The organism is Streptomyces sp. ISL-11, from assembly GCF_018614525.1.
Taxonomy (GTDB): domain Bacteria; phylum Actinomycetota; class Actinomycetes; order Streptomycetales; family Streptomycetaceae; genus Streptomyces.
In genome coordinates this window covers 40,102-57,856 of the sequence record NZ_JAGGOL010000084.1, presented here as the reverse complement: position 1 = coordinate 57,856, position 17,755 = coordinate 40,102, and the positions used below count along the sequence as shown (strand labels likewise).

Here is a 17,755-nt window from a genome sequence, read left to right as displayed (position 1 = left end):
TGACCATGTGACTCAAAGTGAGCGCCGTCACAGCAGGGGGAGAGGCAATGAGAGGGGCAGGGGGCCGGTGGCGTTCCTGACCGACGAGCAACGCCGCAACTACGGCGCGTTCACCGTTGTACCGGACGATGGGCAGCTGGCCGGCTACTTCCTCCTCGACCGCGACGCCCGGCGGCGGGTCATGGCCTGCCGGGGTGCGAGATCGCAGCTCGGCTATGGCGTCCAGCTCGGCACCGTGCGGTTCCTGGGCGCCTTCCTGGACAACCCCGAGCACGCGCCCGCCGAAGTCGTCGAATACGTCGCCGACCAGCTCGGTCACCCGCCCTCCGTGCTGGCCGGGTACGGCGCCGAGCGCACCCGCTGGGACCACAGAGACGCCATCAAGGACGCCTACGGCTCTCGGGATCTGAAGGGCGAGGCCTGGTGGAAGGTGGCCCGCTGGCGGTGGGACCGCTGCTGGTCGGGTAACGAGCGCCCCATCGCCCTGTTCGACCTCGCCACGCTGTACCTGGTCGAGAACAAGGTGCTGCTGCCCGGCGCCACGGTCCTCGAACGCATGGTCACCTCCATCCGTGAGCACACCAACCGCAAGACCTGGCGCACCCTGGCTGCCAAGCCCGACGCCGCCCAGCGCGCCGCCCTGAGCGCGCTGCTGCCGGTCGAGGACAGCCGCCGCACCTCCAAACTGGACCGGCTGCGGCCTGCATGCGTGCTGCATGGGACAGAGGGAGGGGCTCTGCGGAACGGCCGTCCCCGGGTACCTGCACCTGTCGACCGGCATGCATACCGGCTCCGTCCCCTTCACCGTCGAACTGCACGAGTCGGAGTCGGCTTTGGACGTCGACGGGTGGGAGGACATCGTGGAGACGCCGTTCTCTACAGCCTCGGAGAAGACGAGACTGATCGAATGGGGCGGGGGAGGGCGGGACCGCGGCCTGCCGCCGGGTGCCTACCGGGCCCGCTACCACTGCCGTGGCATGGACAAGGCCGACGGCGTTGTCCGGAGTGCCGGCGAACCCGTGCTGGACGAGTATCTGCTCCAGTTCTGGGTGGCTCCACTGGAGCGCGACCGCGTCGTGAAGGAGACCAGCGGCTCCGCCGCGTACTGGCACCGGTTCGCGAGCAAACTGCCTCCGCCGCCCACACCTGAGGAACTGGCCGAGGCCAAGCGCCTGGCCCGTGAGAAGGCGGAGCAAGAAGAGCGGGAGCTGACGGAGCGCGCCGAGAAGCGGAAGCGGGGCGGACGTCTGCCCAGCGACCGGCTGCGCAATGTCGGGGGCAATGTGGCCGGGATGGTGGAACTCGACGCCGCCCTCGTCCACGCGATCAACGAGGCCGGACCGGACGCCCAGCGCGCGATGGCCCGGTGGGCCGCACATCGTTCCTGCGACATGGCCGGACTCAGCAACGTGGACTGGATCGCCCGAGGCCTGACGGAACTGGACCCTTTCCGCCGGACGCGGAGTCCGTGGGGGCGCTGCGGCAGCTGTACACGGCCGCGCCGTGGGATGTGATCTAAGAGTCCGACCGGGGTCATGGCATGAGGCCTCCCGGCGCCCGCACCCTCACCACTAGCATCCGTACATGGATGCGAACACCGGCTTCGACCCGTGGTCCCCCCGGTTCGTCGCCGACCCCTACCCGGGCTACGAGCGGCTGCGGGCGGCCGGTCGTGTGCACTGGTTCGAGCCGAGCCGTCAGTGGCTGGTGCCGCACCATGAGGACGTCCGGGCGCTGCTGCGCGATCGGCGGCTGGGCCGGACGTACCTCCACCGGTTCTCCCACGAGGAGTTCGGGCGACCCGTTCCCCCGGCGGCCCACGAGCCGTTCCACGTCCTCAACGGCAACGGCCTGCTGGACCTCGAACCGCCTGACCACACACGCATCCGGCGCCTTGTGTCCAAGGCATTCACTCCGCGCACAATCGAGAACCTGGCACCGGTCGTGGCGCGGCTGGCGCGCGGGCTGGTGGACGAGCTGCTCGCCGAGGGCGGCGGGGATCTCATCGGCACGGTCGCCGAGCCGCTGCCGGTGGCCGTCATCGCGGAGATGCTGGGTATCCCCGAGGCCGACCGGAAGCTGCTGCGGCCCTGGTCGGCGGCGATCTGCGGGATGTACGAGCTCAACCCGGACGAGGAGAAGGCGCGGAACGCCGTCCGCGCCTCCCTCGACTTCTCCGCCTACCTCCGGGAGCTGATCGCCGATCGTCGCACCCGCCCCGGCGACGACCTGATCACAGCGCTCGTCCACGCGCACGACGAAGGCGACCGGCTCACCGAGCAGGAAATGGTCTCCACCTGCGTCCTGTTGCTCAACGCGGGCCACGAAGCCACCACCAACACCACGGGCAACGGCTGGTGGGCGCTCTTCCGCAACCCGGACCAGCTCGCCGCCCTGCGCGCGGACCCCGGGCTCCTGCCGGGAGCGGTCGAGGAGCTCATGCGCTACGACACCCCGTTGCAGCTCTTCGAGCGGTGGGTTCTGGACGACATCGAGATCGCCGGCACGGTCATCCCGCGCGGCAGCGAGGTGGCCCTCCTCTTCGGCTCCGCCAACCGCGACCCCGCCCGCTTCCCCGACCCGGACCGACTGGACGTCACCCGCGCGGACAACCCCCACATCAGCCTGGGAGCGGGCATCCACTACTGCCTGGGCGCGCCGCTCGCCCGTCTGGAACTGATCGCCTCCTTCGGTGAACTGTTGCGGAGGGCGCCCCGACTCCAGCTCATGGCGGAACCGGAATGGAAGCCGGGCTTTGTGATCCGGGGGCTGCGGGAGCTGCTCGTTGGGTGCTGACATCACTTCACAGGGGGAAGCGGTGCGTGTGGGCGCCGCGGCTTCGGGAGGACCGGTGAACTTCACCACCAGTGCACGGCGGCCAAGCCCGTCACGTCATCTCGTAAAGTGACGGCCATGGCATGCCGGATCAGTGAACTGGTCATCGACGCCGCGGACCCCGACCGGCTGGCCGCATTCTGGAGCGACGTCCTCGGCTACGCCGAGTTCGATCGGGAGGGCGACGGAAGCATCGCGATCGGCCCACCCGACGCCGGTTTCGGCGGCCCGCGGCCCACCCTCGTCTTCAGCCCGACCAGCGCCCCCCGGACGGGAAAGCTCCGGCTGCACATCGATGTCAACGCCACCGACCGCGACCAGGACGCTGAGCTGGAACGACTGCTCGCTCTCGGCGCACGGCCCGTCGACATCGGCCAGACCGGCACCGAAAGCTGGCACGTCCTGGCCGACCCCGAGGGCAACGAGTTCTGCCTCCTGCGCACCCGGCTCAAGCCTCTGTGACGATTGCGCCCCTTCGTGTGAGGCGGCCTGAAGCTTGGAGTGTGCCGATGAAGTGGCTGCCCGGTTGGCGGACCGGGGCTGCGGCATCTCCAGCTGAACGGCGATCCGGGTGTGCCGGAGGCCGGAGGTGAGGCAATCCGTGGGCAGTTGCCGGGTTGACGAGGCCACGGTCCGGCGTACGTAGTGGCCTTGGCCGCGTCCTTCGGTGACCCGGCCCGACTGCAGGAGGACCAGGAGGCCGGCGACTGGGGCAGTGGTGGCATCGTCGATGACGATCACGGAGCGGCCGCCGTCGTAAGGGCCCCCAAGACGCCGCTGGACGCAGATGACGCGCGCCCACACATGGCCGAAAGTCGGCTGTCCCGGGACGGATGAGGTGGCACACGCCTTGTGTGCGTCTGTTCGACGAACCTAGCGTCGATTGCTCGTGGCCGGTTAAGGCCGCGAGGAGCGACTCGAGGAGCGTCCATGCACTGGCCGATACGCCGTGCGCTGACCACTGTTCTGGTCGGCGCCGCCTGTACCGCTCTGCCCATCTCCTACGCGGCGGCGCAGCCCGCCGCCCATGACGAGACGGCGGGAGTCACCACGACCCCCGTTCAAATCGTCGACTCCCACCACCCGCTGCCCGCTCTGGGCAGCAGAGCGCCGGAAGCCACCCGGTGGCGGGAACCGGCGCCGCGCCCGCCCGCCACGCTGCGCGAGCACGGTGACGAGACCGGGCAACGACTCGGTCTGTCCTACGTTTCCGCGGGCCAGGGCACTGCCGCGCCCACCGCCGTGGACCTGAGTGCCTGTCGGCGCCTGTTCCCGAACTCCGGTGAACGGATCATCAACCACTACGAGTACTGCCACGTCACGCCCCTGGGCTACTCCGTGGTGCAGGGCGGCAAAGTGATCGGCCATGTCTCCTGGCGCCACACCACCGCCGGTGAAGGCACCAAGGGCTCCCGGGTCATCCGGCTGGTGACCGGCATGGACAACGTCGTGCGCACCGGCACGACCACGGACGGCAAGCTCGCCATCGGCTGGGCCACCGGCGGCTACTCCGGGCCCGACGGAAGCAACAAGGCGTGCGGTGTCAACGGTTCCGGGCCACAGTTGCTGAGCGCCTGGCAGGCCGGCCAGACCGCCATCTACACCATTTCCTCAACCGCGTCCGACGGCTACGGCCGTGACAAGGTGGCGCGCTGCGCCATCCGCTCGTCGGTCACCAACACCGGTGGCACCGGGACGGTCCTCGACAACGGGGTCCGGTTCGACTCCGCCAGCTATCTGGGGTCCAACGGTGCCGGCATCTTCGACCGCGTCATGCCGGTGATGGCGGAGTACAGCGTCGGCTCCACGCGCAACGGAGCGGTCGCCCGCCACGTCCAGCTGGCCCAGACCAACCCGGGAGCCACCTACCCGCCGGCCCCGGCCGGTGGCACGAAGTCCATTCCCGGCGGCATCGCCTCGGGCAAGCCGTTGCACCGGCTGATGTCCACCTGGGACGCCGCGGCCACCACGGCCTACAACAACAATCGCAACGTGGTGCGCAGCACCTGTGCCCCGCTCTCGCACCAGGCGGGCGAGGAGTGCGACGAATACCCCTTCGCCTCGTCCTGGGAGGGCGCGGGCAAGGGCGACGGCAACTTCTCGGTGAAGTACGTCGACGGAACCCAGAACGGAAACGCCGGAACCGACCTGAACAACTGGTACGTGGCCGACCGCATCCTGCACAAGGACGCCTTCTACGTCAGCATTCGCTGACCCGCCATCACCGCTGTCCCTCGTCGGGCCTGCCCGACGAGGGACAGCGCCACAACTGGATCACGAACCGCTCCAGACCGGTGAACAGCGGCGGGTCCGCTGCCTCCTGCCGGGCCCGCGCCTCCGGGCCGCCCCCGTACCGGTACACACGAACGGCATACGAGCCGGGCCCGTCGAGCGCCATCGGCTCGCCGACCGGACCATGCGGCACGGCCCAGGCCGTCACCGCGCCGGAGGGCACGCCGAGCACGCACTCCGCCGGCGCCCCGCCGGATTCCGGGGGAGGCGGCGCGTCCCACAACTCCAGCCGCACATCCGCGTCGTGCATCGCCACGGTGCTGGCCACCGTCACCCCGCTGCCGTTGACCGCGAACTGCCGCCCCTCCAGGGCCGGTAGTCCCCACGGTCGTCCGTCGAAGGGCGCGGTCGCATCGCACAGCGCGAACTGGCCTCGCTCGACGCCCACCAGCTGTTCGGACATCCGTACCACAGTCGTCATGCCGACCTCCCGCCACGCCAGGGACCACGGGTGCACACTTTCCGTCTTGTGACCCGCTCACCGTAGCCCGTGGGGCGTGTCGGGTGTGCCCGGCGATGTCCATGCTTCGTGGAACGTGTCAGTCCGCCGCGATGACGATGACCTCGTCCCCGTCCGACCAGCGCCGGACCTCCGTCTTGGGAGGGTTGACCCGCACCCCGTACCCCGGGCCCACCCCCGCGTCGGTGTGGGACCGGTACCCGATGGCGCAGGCCCCTTGGCGTCGCGCCGACTCCACCACGGTGGCGAAGGACGCCGCGCGTCCGGGTTCGACGTAGTGGCCGGCGGGCCTGAGGCAGACGGTGTTGCCACCCGGAGAGAACAACTCCTCGAAGAGAGCGGCGAGATCCTCGTTCTGGGAAATCTGCGCCATCAGCAGCCCGACCAGCTTGCCGCTGACGACGAAGTCCGCTCCGGGGCTGACCGGGGCGATGGCCCGGTTCCGGTCGTCGGCCATCTCGGTGACGACGGGGACGCGGTGCCCGCTCTCCCGTTCCAGGGCGCGCAGGAGCAGCAGCGTGACCAGGGTCCGGTCGTCCGGTTCGCCGTGGCCCGTCCGGCGGTCGGGGCCGAGGACGATGACACCGTCGTACGCGGCGACGTCGAGGCGCTCGATCGTCTCGCGCAGCGTGGGGTCGCCGGGATGGAAGACGACCGACAGCGTGTCGCCGCTCGCCGCGCCGGCGGCCCGGACCGCCGTCGCCGTGGCCGCGCGGTCGTCGGCGACGACGTCGAGGACCGAACCGCGGGCGGCGCTCCGCGACAGCTGGTCGACGATGCGCCGTGCGCGGCGGTTCCACCCCAGCAGCAGCACGCGTTCGGGGCGGGCCTCCCGCGCGGGCCGTGGCACGATCACCGACGGGTCGACGGGCGGCGGTTCGTCGGGCAGGACGGTGATGTCGTCGTCCTCGGCGATGACGACGAGGCGGTCGCCGGCGAGGAACTCCGTCGCCGACGGCGGGTTCAGGACGAGATCCCCACCGGCCCGGACGATGCCCACGGTGCAGGAGACGGGGTAGGCGGCGAGCGTTTCGTCGAAGCGGCGACCGACCAGTGCCGGTTCGTCGACCGTGTAGAACTCGTCGCCGGCGAAGTCGAGAAGGTCCTGGTGGACGAGGGAGAGCCCGGGGTGTCGGGAGCACTGCACCAACAGCCGCGCGGAGACGTCGTCGATCTCCAGCACGGTCGCGCCGGAACCCGCGGCCAGCTGGGCCGCGACCCGGTACCGGTCGTCGCGGACCACTGCCACGACCCGGACCGGGCAGTCCTCTCCCACCGTGGCCCGGAGGGACAGCAGCGTCTTGACGATCTCGGCGTCGTCGGACGCGTCGTCCCTCGGGAGGACGAGGACGGCGTCGGCCGAGGAGGGACTGACCCTCGCCAGGGCGGCGGGGTCGGTGGGACGCCCGCTCCGGCAGATGACCCGTGTACGGCCCGTCTCCCCGACGGTGCCGTGCAGTTCCTCCTCCATCTCCGTCTTGTCCCTGTCGGCGAGGACGACGACGGTGCCTCGCCGCTGGTTGGCCTGCGCCGCGACCAGTTCGGCGACCACCGTGGGCGTCTGCTCGGACCATCCCAGCACGACCGTGTGGCCGTGCTCCAGCACGGTGGAATGGCCGCGGCGCAGAGCGGTCAGCTTCTCGGTGATGCCGGCCGTGAGGAGGCCGACGAGGGCCGAGACGTAGAGGAGGGCGACCAGGGCCAGCAGCAGGGAGAGCGCGATGCTCAGCGGTGGGCCGACGTCCCCGCCGAGCCGCAGGGTCTGCCCGATGTTCCGCCACACCGCCGCGACCTTCCCCTGGAGGGAGGCGGGGGCACGGCGGTCGGTCCACACGAGCAGCGCGCTCGCGGGGACGACCACGGCCAGACAGGCGAGGGCCAGCCACCCGATGAGGGCGGAGGTGCCTCCCGCCATCGTGTTGTCGAACCAGTACCGGAGGCGGTCCGTAGGGGTGCCCCGCCGGGGCGCCGGGCGCCCGCGCGGTGCGGGTGGCGCCTTCGTCCGTTTCGTCGCACGCGTGCGTCCGCTGTCGGTCCGCTGTCGGGGAAGCGCTTTCCTGCCTTCCTTGCGCACGCCAGCAGCGTGACGCTTGATCGCGAGCGAGGAGACCGCATCGGGCGGCGTTCATCCTTTTGGATGGCTTGTGCCTCGCAGGCCGCGTCCTCGCCCTGGTCACTGAGCGCGCCGACGCGGAGCTTGCGGCGCTGACCGCCTGACCGCCTGACCGCCTGACCGCCTGACCATCTGGCCGAGCCGGTCGAGGACCGGCCGGAACACCGGCGGGAGGCGGGTGAGGTGGCTGAGGAGGAGCGCGGACGACCCGCTTCCCGTCCCTCCTCGCGGGGCTGGTCCCTTGACATCGCGGTGCCTGTTGTGGCTGGTCAGGGCGGTGAATGGGCCTCTTCGGCCCTCGGCCATAGTGGGCGCCATGGACTATGACGTAGTGGTGGCCGGAGGCGGCCCGGTCGGACTGATGCTGGCCTGCGAGCTCCGGCTCGGAGGCGCGCGGGTGGCCGTCCTGGAGCGCCTCACCGAAGTGAACCCGACGATCAAGGGCGGGGCGATCACCACGCCCAGCGCCGAGGCGCTCTACCGCCGGGGCATGCTGCCCGCGCTGGCCGAGGTGCAGCGGCAGACGATGGACCGCTTCCAGGCGTTCATACGCGAGCGGAACGGCGGGGACGGAGGCGGGGCCGCGGGCCAAGGGCTCGGGTTCGTCGGGCACTTCGCCGGGATCATGCTGCGCGCCGACCTGGTCGACCGTACGGAGCCGGGCCTCGACGACGCCGGACCCGCCGCCGAGATCGCTTTCGTGGCGCAGCAGGACATCGAGCGGCTGCTCGGCGGGCGGGCGGACGAGCTCGGCGTCGACGTGCGCCGGGGAGTGGAGCTGACCGGCTTCGACGCGGACGACGAGGCCGTCACCGTGCGGACCAGCCACGGGGCGATACGCGCCGGCTGGCTCGTGGGCTGCGACGGCGGCCGCAGCGCGGTCCGCAAGCTCGCGGGTTTCGAATTTCCCGGTACGGACCCGGAGATCACCTGTCACCAGGCGGTCGTGGAGATGACCGGCGCCGAGGACCTGGAGGTCGGCTGGACCGCCACGGACACCGGGGTGTACGCCCACGGGCCGATGCCGGGCCGCGTCGTCACCGTGGAGTTCGACGGCCCGCCGGCCGACCGGGACGCGCCGGTCACCACCGAGGACCTCCAGGCACGGCTGCGCCGCGTATCCGGCGTGGACGTCACGATCACCGAGGTGCGGACCGCGACCCGCTTCACCGACCACGCCCGCCAGGTCACCGAGTACCGCAAGGGCCGGGTGCTGCTGGCGGGCGACGCGGCGCACGTCCACTCCGCGTTCGGGAGCCAGGGGCTGAGCCTGGGTATCGGGGACGCGATGAACCTCGGCTGGAAGCTCGCCGCGGTGATCGGCGGCCGGGCGCCGGAAGAGTTGCTGGACACGTACACCACCGAGCGGCACCCCGTCGGTGCGTGGGTCCTGGACTGGACCCGGTCGCAGATCGCGGCCATGCGCCCGGACCCGCAGTCCCGGGCCCTGCGCGAGATCGTCAGCGACCTGGCGGGGACGGTCGTGGGCACCACGTACCTCACCGCGCGGCTCAACGGTGGCGGGGTGCGGTACGAGCTGCCGGGTGAGCACCCGCTGACCGGCCGCAGCACCCCGGACCTCGAACTCACCGACGGCAGCCGCCTCGCGGACCACCTCCACGGCGGCCGGGCGCTCCTGCTCGACCTCACCGACGGCCCGGAGCTCCGGGCCCTCGCTGCGGGGTATGCCGGCCGCGTCGACACCCTGACGGCCGGCTGCCCGTCCCGCCCGGAACTGGCGGCGGTCCTCGTCCGTCCGGACGGCTTCACGGCCTGGGCGGCCGACGCGGGGACGCAGGCGCCGGCGTCGACGGCCGGGCTGGCGGAGGCGCTGGAGGAGTGGTTCGGAGTGCCAGAGGGTGCGGTGACGCCGGGCTGATCCGCCGCTCTGCTGACCGACTCGAACCACGAGCCGATGATGGGCACGCGTGGATGAGCCCGGCCAGGTCCGGTGGTTCCGATCATCCCTGCGACGGAATCACGGGGTTTGGCAGACGGGTGAGTTCACTGGAGACCGCCACGATCGGGGGACAACTCGCCGACGCCACGCGGGCTCATCGGCCTTGGGGCGCCACCGGTACAGCGGTTAACGCTAAGCCGGTGATCAAGGACTTGATGCCGGTCGCGGACGGGTCTACCGCAGCTCGGCGTTCGGGTGGGGCTGGGACTGGAGCCGTTCGCGCAGCTCGATCTCCTCGGTGGTGAGCGGCTCTCCGGGTCGGCGGATGCGTACGGGCTTGGGCCGCATCGGCAGGCCGTCGTCAACCGCGGCGGCTTCGGCTTCCGCGAGCGCCCGGTAGAGCGAGGCGACCGAGGGGGACTTGCCCGCGTTCTTCCCGACCTTGATGGTGAGCTTCTTCGCGATCTCGGGGACGGGGACGCCTTTGTCCTTCAGTGCGACGGCGAAGGTGAGCATGTCGTCGTCGATGACCTTCGGGCGGCCGCCGTGGTTGCCCTTGGACGCGGCGATGACCTGGCCTTCGAGGGTCTTCTCCCGGATGTAGTTGCGTTCGATCTGCCCGGCGACGGCGAGCACGGCGAAGAACATGGCGCCCATGCCGTTGGGATCGTAGACCCCGGTGAGCGGTCCGGTGAGGAGTTCGAGCTGGATGCCGCCAGCCTGGAGCTCGGCGGACAGCGTCATCAGTTCGGCCGCGTTCCTGGCCAGACGCTTGAGCTCGTGCACCGTGAGGATGACGGGCGTCTCAGGGGCGGCCTCCTTGAACTGGTGGGCCAGGGCGAGCGCCTTCTCCAGTTCGGGCCGGACCTTGACGCGGGTGCTGATCTGCTCCTTGAAGACCTTGTGGCACTCCGCGCGGTGGAGGGCTTCGAGCTGGCTCGCCAGCTCCTGCCGCGCGGTCGACGTCCTGGCATACCCGATGCGGACCGGACGCTCGGTGCGGGGCGCGGGCACCACGGCGAGGGCCGGGCCCTGCTTCCACGCGCGGCCTGGGTGCCGGTCGGTGGGGACGAGAACTTCCAGTTCCTCGCGCAGCGCAGGAACGAGGACGAAGCGCGGGGTGTGGTACTTCGCGGCGGTCTTCCCGCCCCGGGTGCGGCAGGCGCTGCCAGCGGGCGCGTCACAGTTCGGACAGTCGTGACGTTCTACCGCCAATGCGGCCCGATCGGGCGTGAGATCCATGCGGGAAGTCTCTCAGAAGGGTCTCGCACAACGTGCGGGTTTCGAGAGGACTTCTGCGAACGGCGACCTGCGGAAACGTGATCGTTCCTAGGGCTCTCGCAGAACTCTCACAGATGACCATTTGTGAGAGCTCTGGGATGCTGCTGGGCCGGGTGCCTGGGGTGCGGGCGGCCGCCACACAGTGTGTGGGTGCGGCGGCCGTGGGTGGGATTGGCTCGGCGGTTCGAGTCAGTCGGCCCCGACCAGGGTGTGCAGCTCGGCGGTGTCGATGATGTGGGCCCGCGAGGGGAAGACGCGATGCAGCAGGATGTTGTGGACTTCGGTGTCAGGGTCGGCGACGCCGTCGGACAGGACGTAGAGCCGGTAGTCGCGGTCGGCCGCGTCGATGACGGTAGACAGGACGACGCCGCTGGTACTGAAGCCGGAGACGACCAGAGTGGTGATCTCACGCTCGCGTAGCTGCTCGTCGAGGTCGGTGGTGGACATGCCGCCGTAGCGGATCTTGCGCACCACGATGTCGCCGTCCTGGGGCGCCAGGCGCTCGTGGACGGCGGTGGATGGGTCCTCGTGGTGCATGAGGCGGTGCTGGGCCAGCGGGGCAAAGGACTTGTTGGTGGCCGGGACCGCGTCCCAGTCGGCCTCGGTGAAGCCGATGCGGACGTAGGCGATGGTGCCGCCCGTGGCGCGGATGTCGGCGATGGCATCTTCCATGCGTGACAGCAGGGCTTCGCGGTCCCAGCCCTCGGGCAGATGGGCCAGGACCGCGGGCTGGTAGTCCATGACGAGAAGGGCGGTGCGTGCGGGGTCGAGCGCGGGGGCGGTGCTCACGCGAGTGTTCTCCTTGCTGGTGGTGCTGACCGGCGCTCATGCCGGCCAGTGGGTTTCAGCCGGAAGGTCGAGCAGGGGCAATGCCGGCAGGGCGGCTGCGACTGCGATCCGGACGTCCGGCAGCGCGGGCAGCGCACCACCGAGTTGCTCGTGGGAACGCAGTGATTGAACGGGACGCGCATCGGTGGACCGGCCACAGCCTGCTTTCGAGCGGGTGGCGAGTTGCGGTGTGTCACGTCGTGCTCCGGATCAGATCTCCCTCGTGATGCGGCGCGTGGCCCTGCCGGGGAAGCAGGAAAGGGGTGAGCAGCATGAGAAGACCGGCGATGGCGATCGCGGTGCGGGGGCCGGTGATGCCGGCCAGCAGGCCCCACAACCCGGTCATGGCCGCGACAGTCAGCTTGCTGGTGACCGACCACGCTGACAGGGTCCGGGCGATCCGGTCCGTCTCCATGTGATCGAACCGGTAGGTGGCGAACACCGGGTTGAACACGCCCATGCAGGTGATCAGTCCGAACTCGACCGCGATGACGAGCACGAGCCCGGCCGCTCCAGGGCAGATGAAGGCCAGCCCGAGCGACCAGCACGCGCGCAGCGTCCCGACTGTGAGCATGACCTTGTGCCGTCCGAACCGTGAGACGAATCGGTGGGCCAGCCGTGAGCCGATGATGCCGCCGATGCAGGGCAGGCCGAACGCCAGGCCGTACTGCCAGGGGGCGAACCCGAGGTCGCCGAGCATGAGGACGGCGAGCAGCGGCGAGGTTGCCAGGATCAGGCCGTTGACCAGAACCGTGTTGAAGAACAGAGGGCGCAGGGCCGGGTGGGCCAGGATGTACCGCCACCCTTCGAGCAGGTCGCCGGGCCGGAGCCGCGTCCCGTGCGCACCGGTGCGCACGGGACGCGGCTCACTGCCGCCGATCGCACGGATCCCTGCGGCTGAGATTAGATAGCTGACCGCATTGGCCACCACGGTCATCGCCGGGCCGAACAGCCCGATCGCGGCCGTGCCGACCGGCGGTCCGAGCACGGTGGCGGTCCAGGTCGTGGACTCGAATCGCCCGTTAGCGACGAGCAGGTCCTCCGACCGCACGAGCGCCTTCAGATACGCACCACTGGCCGCGTTGAAGGCGATGTCGGCCGCACCGACGACGACGGACACGACCAGGAGCTGGACGACACTGAGCAGACCGAGTGCGTACGCGGCGGGGACACTCATCAGTGCCACGAACCGGGTCAGATCCATCGCGACCATCACCGGCCGCTTGCGACGAAACTCCACCCACGGCCCGAGCGGCACCGCGACCACCGCCCCCACCGCCAGCCCCGCGGCTGCCAGCACCGACACTTCGGTCGGCCCGGCGTGCAGCACAAGGATCGCGATCAGGGAGAACGCGTCGAAGGCGAGCCACGTGCCGAACGTGCTGACCCCATACGCCGCCCACAGCCACGCGAACTGCCGGCCCAACCGTCGCCTGCCCATCATGCTCAGCGCACCCCTTGACGTCCCACTCGAACAAACCGACGTTGACCAGTGAGATCAAAACCAGCAGCGCAGCAGCAGGTCAAACAACCAATCTGCCAGCGACTCACAACCAAACGTTGTGCACTAAGGTGGATCGGCATGGACCTCGACACCGTCCGGACCTTCGTCGCCGCCGCCGACGCGGGGCAGTTCCAGGAGGCCGCCGCCGAGCTGGCGGTCACCCAGCAGGCGGTCTCCAAGCGCATCGCCGCGCTGGAGCGCAACCTCGGCGTGCGGCTGTTCACCCGCACCGCGCGCGGCGCCGAGCTCACCATCGACGGGCAGGCGTTCCTGCCCCACGCGCGCGAGCTGCTACGCGTCGCCGAGCGCGCGATCACGTCCGTGCGCACCGGCCGCCGCCCGCTGCGCGTCGACGTGATCAACTCGCGCGGTGCGGCGTCGGGCCTGATGCGCGGATTCCACCGAGGTCACGCCGAGATCGACCTCGACGTGCTGATGCTGTTCGACATCGAGACGGCCATCGCCGCCATTCGGTCCGGTGCGATCGACGCGTCCTTCCGCGCCGTCGCCGCGCCCGGCCGACCTCTTCCCGAGGACATCGAGTCCGTCCGGGCACTCGACGAGCCGCTCCAGCTCCTCACCGGCCCCGCCCACGCGCTGGCGGGCGCCCGGTCGGTGACCGTCGCCCAGCTCGCCGGGCACCGGATCTGGATGCCCGGCATCGTCCCCGGTACCGAGTGGGCCGCCTACTACGACGACCTCGTCGCCGAGTTCGGCCTCACCATCGAGGCGACCGGCCCCAACTTCGGCTCCGACGCGCTCCTCGACACCGTCGCCGACACCCCGGCCCTGGCCACCTTCATGGGCGAGCACACACGCCTCGTCTGGCCCGCCGACCACGGCCTGCGCCGCATCCCGGTGACCGACCCGACGCCCGTCTATCCGCACTCACTGATCTGGCGCCGCGACAACCCACACCCCGCACTGACCACACTCCGCAACTACCTCGGCTCCACACAGCCCGACCGCCCTGACAGCGGGACTTGGACACCCACATGGACACAGCGGTAGGCAGCACCGCGTCAACCATCGGCAACGACCTCGTGAGCCGCAACAGCTATTCCGTCCCCTCGTCGTCATCGTCGAGTTCGACCGCGTCCGGGTCGCGCAACGGACGCAGGCCGCCGCTGGCCGGGATGGAGGCGGTGAAGCTATAGCGGCCCAGGACGTTGAGATTCTTGTGCTTGAGCGGGGACAGCCGCGCGATGTCCTCGTCACGGATCTCATGTCCCTCGGCGCGGAGCTGGGCGACAGCGGCGTCTATGAACCGCGTCGTCCAGAGCACAATGGCGTTGAGGACCAGGCCGAGCGCGCCGAGCTGGTCCTCCATCCCGTCCCGGTACGCCTGGTGGATAGTGCCGCGCTTGCCGTGGCACACGTCCCGGGCCAGCTTGTGGCGGGACTCCTGCACGGTGAGCTGGTGGTTCATCTGCCGGCGGTAGGTGTCGTCAACCGGGTCCACCATGCGCATCAGGTGTTCGGTCTTGCCGATCCGCCCGTACTCGGCAAACGCCTGCCCCAGCGGGGTGGGGTGGCCCTCGCGGCCGAACATCCGCAGCAGGTGGTAGGCGCGAACCTGGTTGGTGACCAGGGAACCCGCGACGCGCAGCATGTCCGGCCACCACGTCTCGATCTTCTTCAGGTTCACCCGGTTCCGCGCGAGCGGCTCCAGCACCCCGTACGTCCCCGTCTCCACCCCGGGCATGGTCGCCCGCCAGAACCTCTGGTCGTCCAGGTCCTTGAAGCGGGGGCTGAAGTTGTAGCCCAGGATCTTGAAGATCCCGAACACGACGTCGGAGTACGAGCGTTGTCGGTGGCCACCATCTCCGGCTTCACCCCGCCGTCCAGGTTCAGCAGCGCGTCCAGGATGTGCAGGGAGTCGCGCGGCGTGCCGGGGACGACCATCTGTCCGATCCCGGCAACCTGGTCGTTGACGGCGTTGAGCCAGGTGATGCCGCGCTTGAACCCAAAGTACTTCGGAGACGGCGCGGAGCTGATGGTCCGTACTGGGACCACGAACCGCAACCCATCGACCGAGGCCAGCAGGCCGTCGCCCCAGAACTGCACGATCGGCACCTCGGACTGGGCCCGGATCAGCATCGCGTTCGCCGCGGCGATCGTGTCCGCGCGCAGGTAGAACTGGTCGACGTGGACCAGGCGGGAGCGGGTGAGGGCCTCGTGCCCGGGGTTGGTGACCGGCGTCATGCCGATGTTGCACGCCTCCGAGACGAGCAGCGCGACTACCGACGTGGTGAGGTCCTTCATCCGGGTGGTGCCGTCGCCCAGGTGCACGAAGGCGTCGAGGAACCCGGTCCAGGAGTGGACCTCGAAGAGCAGGTCCGGCAGGTCGATCTTCGGGAGCATCTTCTCGACCCGCTTGCGCAGCCACGCCAGCGACTTCGGCTCACCGAGCGCGCCGAGCTTCTCCACGTTCAGCTTCACCCGGCCGTTCGGCAGGACATCGAGCGACACCTTCGCATCCGCCCCCGCGCTCTCCAGACGCTCCGCCATCTGCTTCCAGCCCGCGTCCAGGGCCCGCGCCAGCTCCGCCAAGTGGTCCTGGACGGGCATGTCCAGGCTCAGGCCGGCCAGCAGGTCCTCGCGCACCGCCTCCCACGCGGGCCCGCCCAGAAGCCGGGCCCGGGGGTCGGACCAGCGGTGCGAGGAGGAGGCGAACACGTCCCGCCGCTGAAGGGCGCGGTGCAGCTGCTCCAGCACGCACACCACGTACGCGTCCCGGTCCACCGCGCCGGTCGGCAGGTCGGCGTTCGCGTACACCGCCTTGCGCCACGCGGCCGGCACCAGCTTGTCGTCGATCTCGCGCGGCAGCAGCGGCTTGTCCTTCACCCGCCGCCTCGCCAGCGCGGGCAGCCGCCGCACCCCGGCCAGCACGCGGTCGCCGCCTCCAGCGCCTTCGACTCGCCCAGCAGCGCCAGGAACGGGCGCACCGTGTTGTACCGGGTGGTCAGGGCCGCCCGCATCGCGACGTCGGCGGAGCCCTCGTCCTCGGGCACCAGCGAGACCACCAGCGCGGCCGCGCTCATCACCGCCTCCCGGGGCGCGACCTCCTCGACCGCCGCCCATAGCGCCGCCGTGTCCAGGTCGGCGCCGTGGGTCTCGACCAGCTCCAGCTCCTCGAACAGGACCTTCGCCGCCCGCGCGAGCGTCCGTGACGCCTTCTCCAGCTGCGGCAGCGTCGACAGGCGTTCCTTCTCGGTGGCCCGCTTCGCCGTACTGATCAGCCGGGTCGCCATGAGGACCTGGAAGAGGTCCAGGGCCTCGTCGATAGCCTTCGCCTCCAGGTGCCGCATCACCGCGGTGAGCATCGCGGTGCGCTTGGGCTCCTCGGCCCGCTCCAGGCTCGCCGCCTTCGAGCCCAGCCCGTACCGGGCCAGCGCCGCCAGCCGGTTCGGCGGAACCTGCGACAGCCGCACCCGGCCCAGCTGGAACGCGCCGATCTCATCGACCCGCTCCAACGACCGGGCGAAGGCCGTGCCCGTCGTGCGCGTCGGCGGCCGGCGCAGCCGCTCCAGCTCCGAGTACCGGGCGCCCTCCGGCGTAACCAGCGTGGCCACCAGGTCCGCAGGCAGCGCCGCGTCCGCGCGGTGAGCGGCACGAGCAACCGTGGCGTGCAGCCGCTTCTCCGCGACCGTACGAACCTCGGACACCTTCCGGGCCAGCACCGATACCCCGGGCAGCAGCACCCGGTGCCGGCGCAGTCAGCCCACCGCCTGATTGAACAACGCCACCGGCCCCTTGGCGTGCGTCCACGCCCGACCGTGCAGGAACGTACGGACGTCCCGGATCTCCCACGCGTGCTCGTACGCCGTCGGCTTGCGCTCGGTGTACTGCTTCACGCACGAGACGTCCTCGATGCCGAGCTGCTCCCCGAGGTACTCCGCCACCGCCCACGGAACTTCCAGTGGGTCGTCCGGGAGGAACCGGCCGATGTAGCGCACGGTGCACATCTGAAGGGCGAACCCGAGCCGCCTGTGATCACCGCGCCGCTTCGCGATCAGCTTGCGGTCCTCGTCGTCGAGGAAGAAGATCCGCATCCTCCCCCTCCTCTTCATCCTGCCCTGGGAATCTGCGCGGTCGTCTCAGGACGCATCGCCCTGCGCCGCATGCGCGGTGACGAAGAAGCCAGCCGCATCCGGGTGCGAGCCGGGATCGCCCTCGGTACGGCGGCCATCGTGACCGTGTGGGCCGGCTTCGTCCGGCCCGGTGAGACGAAGAGTCAGAAGGCCGAGCACGTCTACCTCGCCCACCAGAAGGCCGGCGTGGAGCTGAAGAAGCCCGACCTCGCCCGGTGGGCGGGCTACAAGCAGGAGGGTTTCGGCCGCACGCAGTACGCGAAGTTGGATAAGCTCCACGGCCCGATCGTCGTCTGCGAGGAGGGCGACCAGCTCAATCTCGACCGGCAGCAGCAGGACACCAGCCTGTCGGCTTGACCGTCGGGCGCCCGGCCGGACACCAGCTCCACCACCGCTGGGCGCCGCACCCTTTCCCCGCGAGGCCGCGCCACAGCGCGCCCGGAGAACG

General features: G+C 70.5%; 12 protein-coding genes and 2 pseudogenes. 8 read left to right on the top strand and 6 right to left on the bottom strand.

Going from position 1 to position 17,755, the window contains the following annotated elements:
- Positions 1–7: 7 nt before the first annotated feature.
- The 5 genes and pseudogenes from J7E86_RS32075 to J7E86_RS18535 all read left to right on the top strand — a co-directional run.
- A pseudogene (locus J7E86_RS32075) lies at positions 8–556 on the top strand (DUF4158 domain-containing protein); the annotation flags it as partial.
- 160 nt (positions 557–716) lie between these two features.
- Positions 717–1,514 (top strand): hypothetical protein, encoded by a 798-nt coding sequence (locus J7E86_RS31160; RefSeq protein ID WP_251019325.1) that lies wholly within the window; start codon positions 717–719, stop codon positions 1,512–1,514.
- A 70-nt stretch (positions 1,515–1,584) separates the two neighbouring features.
- Complete coding sequence (locus J7E86_RS18545) at positions 1,585–2,796, top strand: cytochrome P450 (RefSeq protein WP_215082815.1); 1,212 nt, start codon at positions 1,585–1,587, stop codon at positions 2,794–2,796.
- A gap of 117 nt (positions 2,797–2,913) precedes the next feature.
- Positions 2,914–3,297: a VOC family protein gene (locus J7E86_RS18540; protein WP_215082814.1), complete on the top strand. Its 384-nt coding sequence runs from the start codon at positions 2,914–2,916 to the stop codon at positions 3,295–3,297.
- A 468-nt stretch (positions 3,298–3,765) separates the two neighbouring features.
- Positions 3,766–5,049, top strand: coding sequence for a NucA/NucB deoxyribonuclease domain-containing protein (locus tag J7E86_RS18535; RefSeq protein WP_215082813.1), 1,284 nt, complete (start codon positions 3,766–3,768; stop codon positions 5,047–5,049).
- 7 nt (positions 5,050–5,056) lie between these two features.
- On the opposite strand, the gene J7E86_RS18530 is transcribed toward J7E86_RS18535, so the two are convergent.
- Positions 5,057–5,548 carry a hypothetical protein gene (locus J7E86_RS18530; protein ID WP_215082812.1) on the bottom strand — a complete coding sequence of 164 codons (492 nt, stop codon included), beginning with the start codon at positions 5,546–5,548 and terminating at the stop codon, positions 5,057–5,059.
- 118 nt (positions 5,549–5,666) lie between these two features.
- Positions 5,667–7,502, bottom strand: a complete 1,836-nt coding sequence (locus J7E86_RS18525) for an NAD-binding protein (RefSeq protein WP_215082811.1) — start codon at positions 7,500–7,502, stop codon at positions 5,667–5,669.
- A 514-nt stretch (positions 7,503–8,016) separates the two neighbouring features.
- Between J7E86_RS18525 and J7E86_RS18520 the strand changes: the two genes are divergently transcribed.
- A complete protein-coding gene (locus tag J7E86_RS18520) occupies positions 8,017–9,579 on the top strand; it encodes an FAD-dependent monooxygenase (RefSeq protein WP_251019324.1) in 1,563 nt (520 codons plus the stop codon).
- Between the two features lie 255 nt (positions 9,580–9,834).
- Here J7E86_RS18520 and J7E86_RS18515 read toward each other — a convergent pair whose 3' ends face one another.
- The 3 genes from J7E86_RS18515 to J7E86_RS18505 form a co-directional block, all read right to left on the bottom strand.
- Positions 9,835–10,815 carry a recombinase family protein gene (locus tag J7E86_RS18515; RefSeq protein ID WP_251019323.1) on the bottom strand — a complete coding sequence of 327 codons (981 nt, stop codon included), beginning with the start codon at positions 10,813–10,815 and terminating at the stop codon, positions 9,835–9,837.
- A gap of 255 nt (positions 10,816–11,070) precedes the next feature.
- Positions 11,071–11,670, bottom strand: coding sequence for a cysteine hydrolase family protein (locus tag J7E86_RS18510; protein ID WP_215082809.1), 600 nt, complete (start codon positions 11,668–11,670; stop codon positions 11,071–11,073).
- Between the two features lie 232 nt (positions 11,671–11,902).
- Positions 11,903–13,153 (bottom strand): MFS transporter, encoded by a 1,251-nt coding sequence (locus tag J7E86_RS18505; protein WP_215082808.1) that lies wholly within the window; start codon positions 13,151–13,153, stop codon positions 11,903–11,905.
- Positions 13,154–13,291: 138 nt separating this feature from the next.
- Here J7E86_RS18505 and J7E86_RS18500 point away from each other — a divergent pair, with 138 nt between their 5' ends.
- Entirely contained in the window at positions 13,292–14,224 is a 933-nt protein-coding gene (locus J7E86_RS18500; protein ID WP_215082807.1) for a LysR family transcriptional regulator, read from the top strand.
- A 46-nt stretch (positions 14,225–14,270) separates the two neighbouring features.
- Here J7E86_RS18500 and J7E86_RS32070 read toward each other — a convergent pair.
- A pseudogene (locus tag J7E86_RS32070) lies at positions 14,271–17,286 on the bottom strand (Tn3 family transposase).
- 51 nt (positions 17,287–17,337) lie between these two features.
- On the opposite strand from J7E86_RS32070, the gene J7E86_RS18475 reads away from it, so the two are divergent.
- Positions 17,338–17,664 carry a hypothetical protein gene (locus J7E86_RS18475; RefSeq protein ID WP_215082803.1) on the top strand — a complete coding sequence of 109 codons (327 nt, stop codon included), beginning with the start codon at positions 17,338–17,340 and terminating at the stop codon, positions 17,662–17,664.
- The last annotated feature ends 91 nt before the right edge of the window (positions 17,665–17,755 follow it).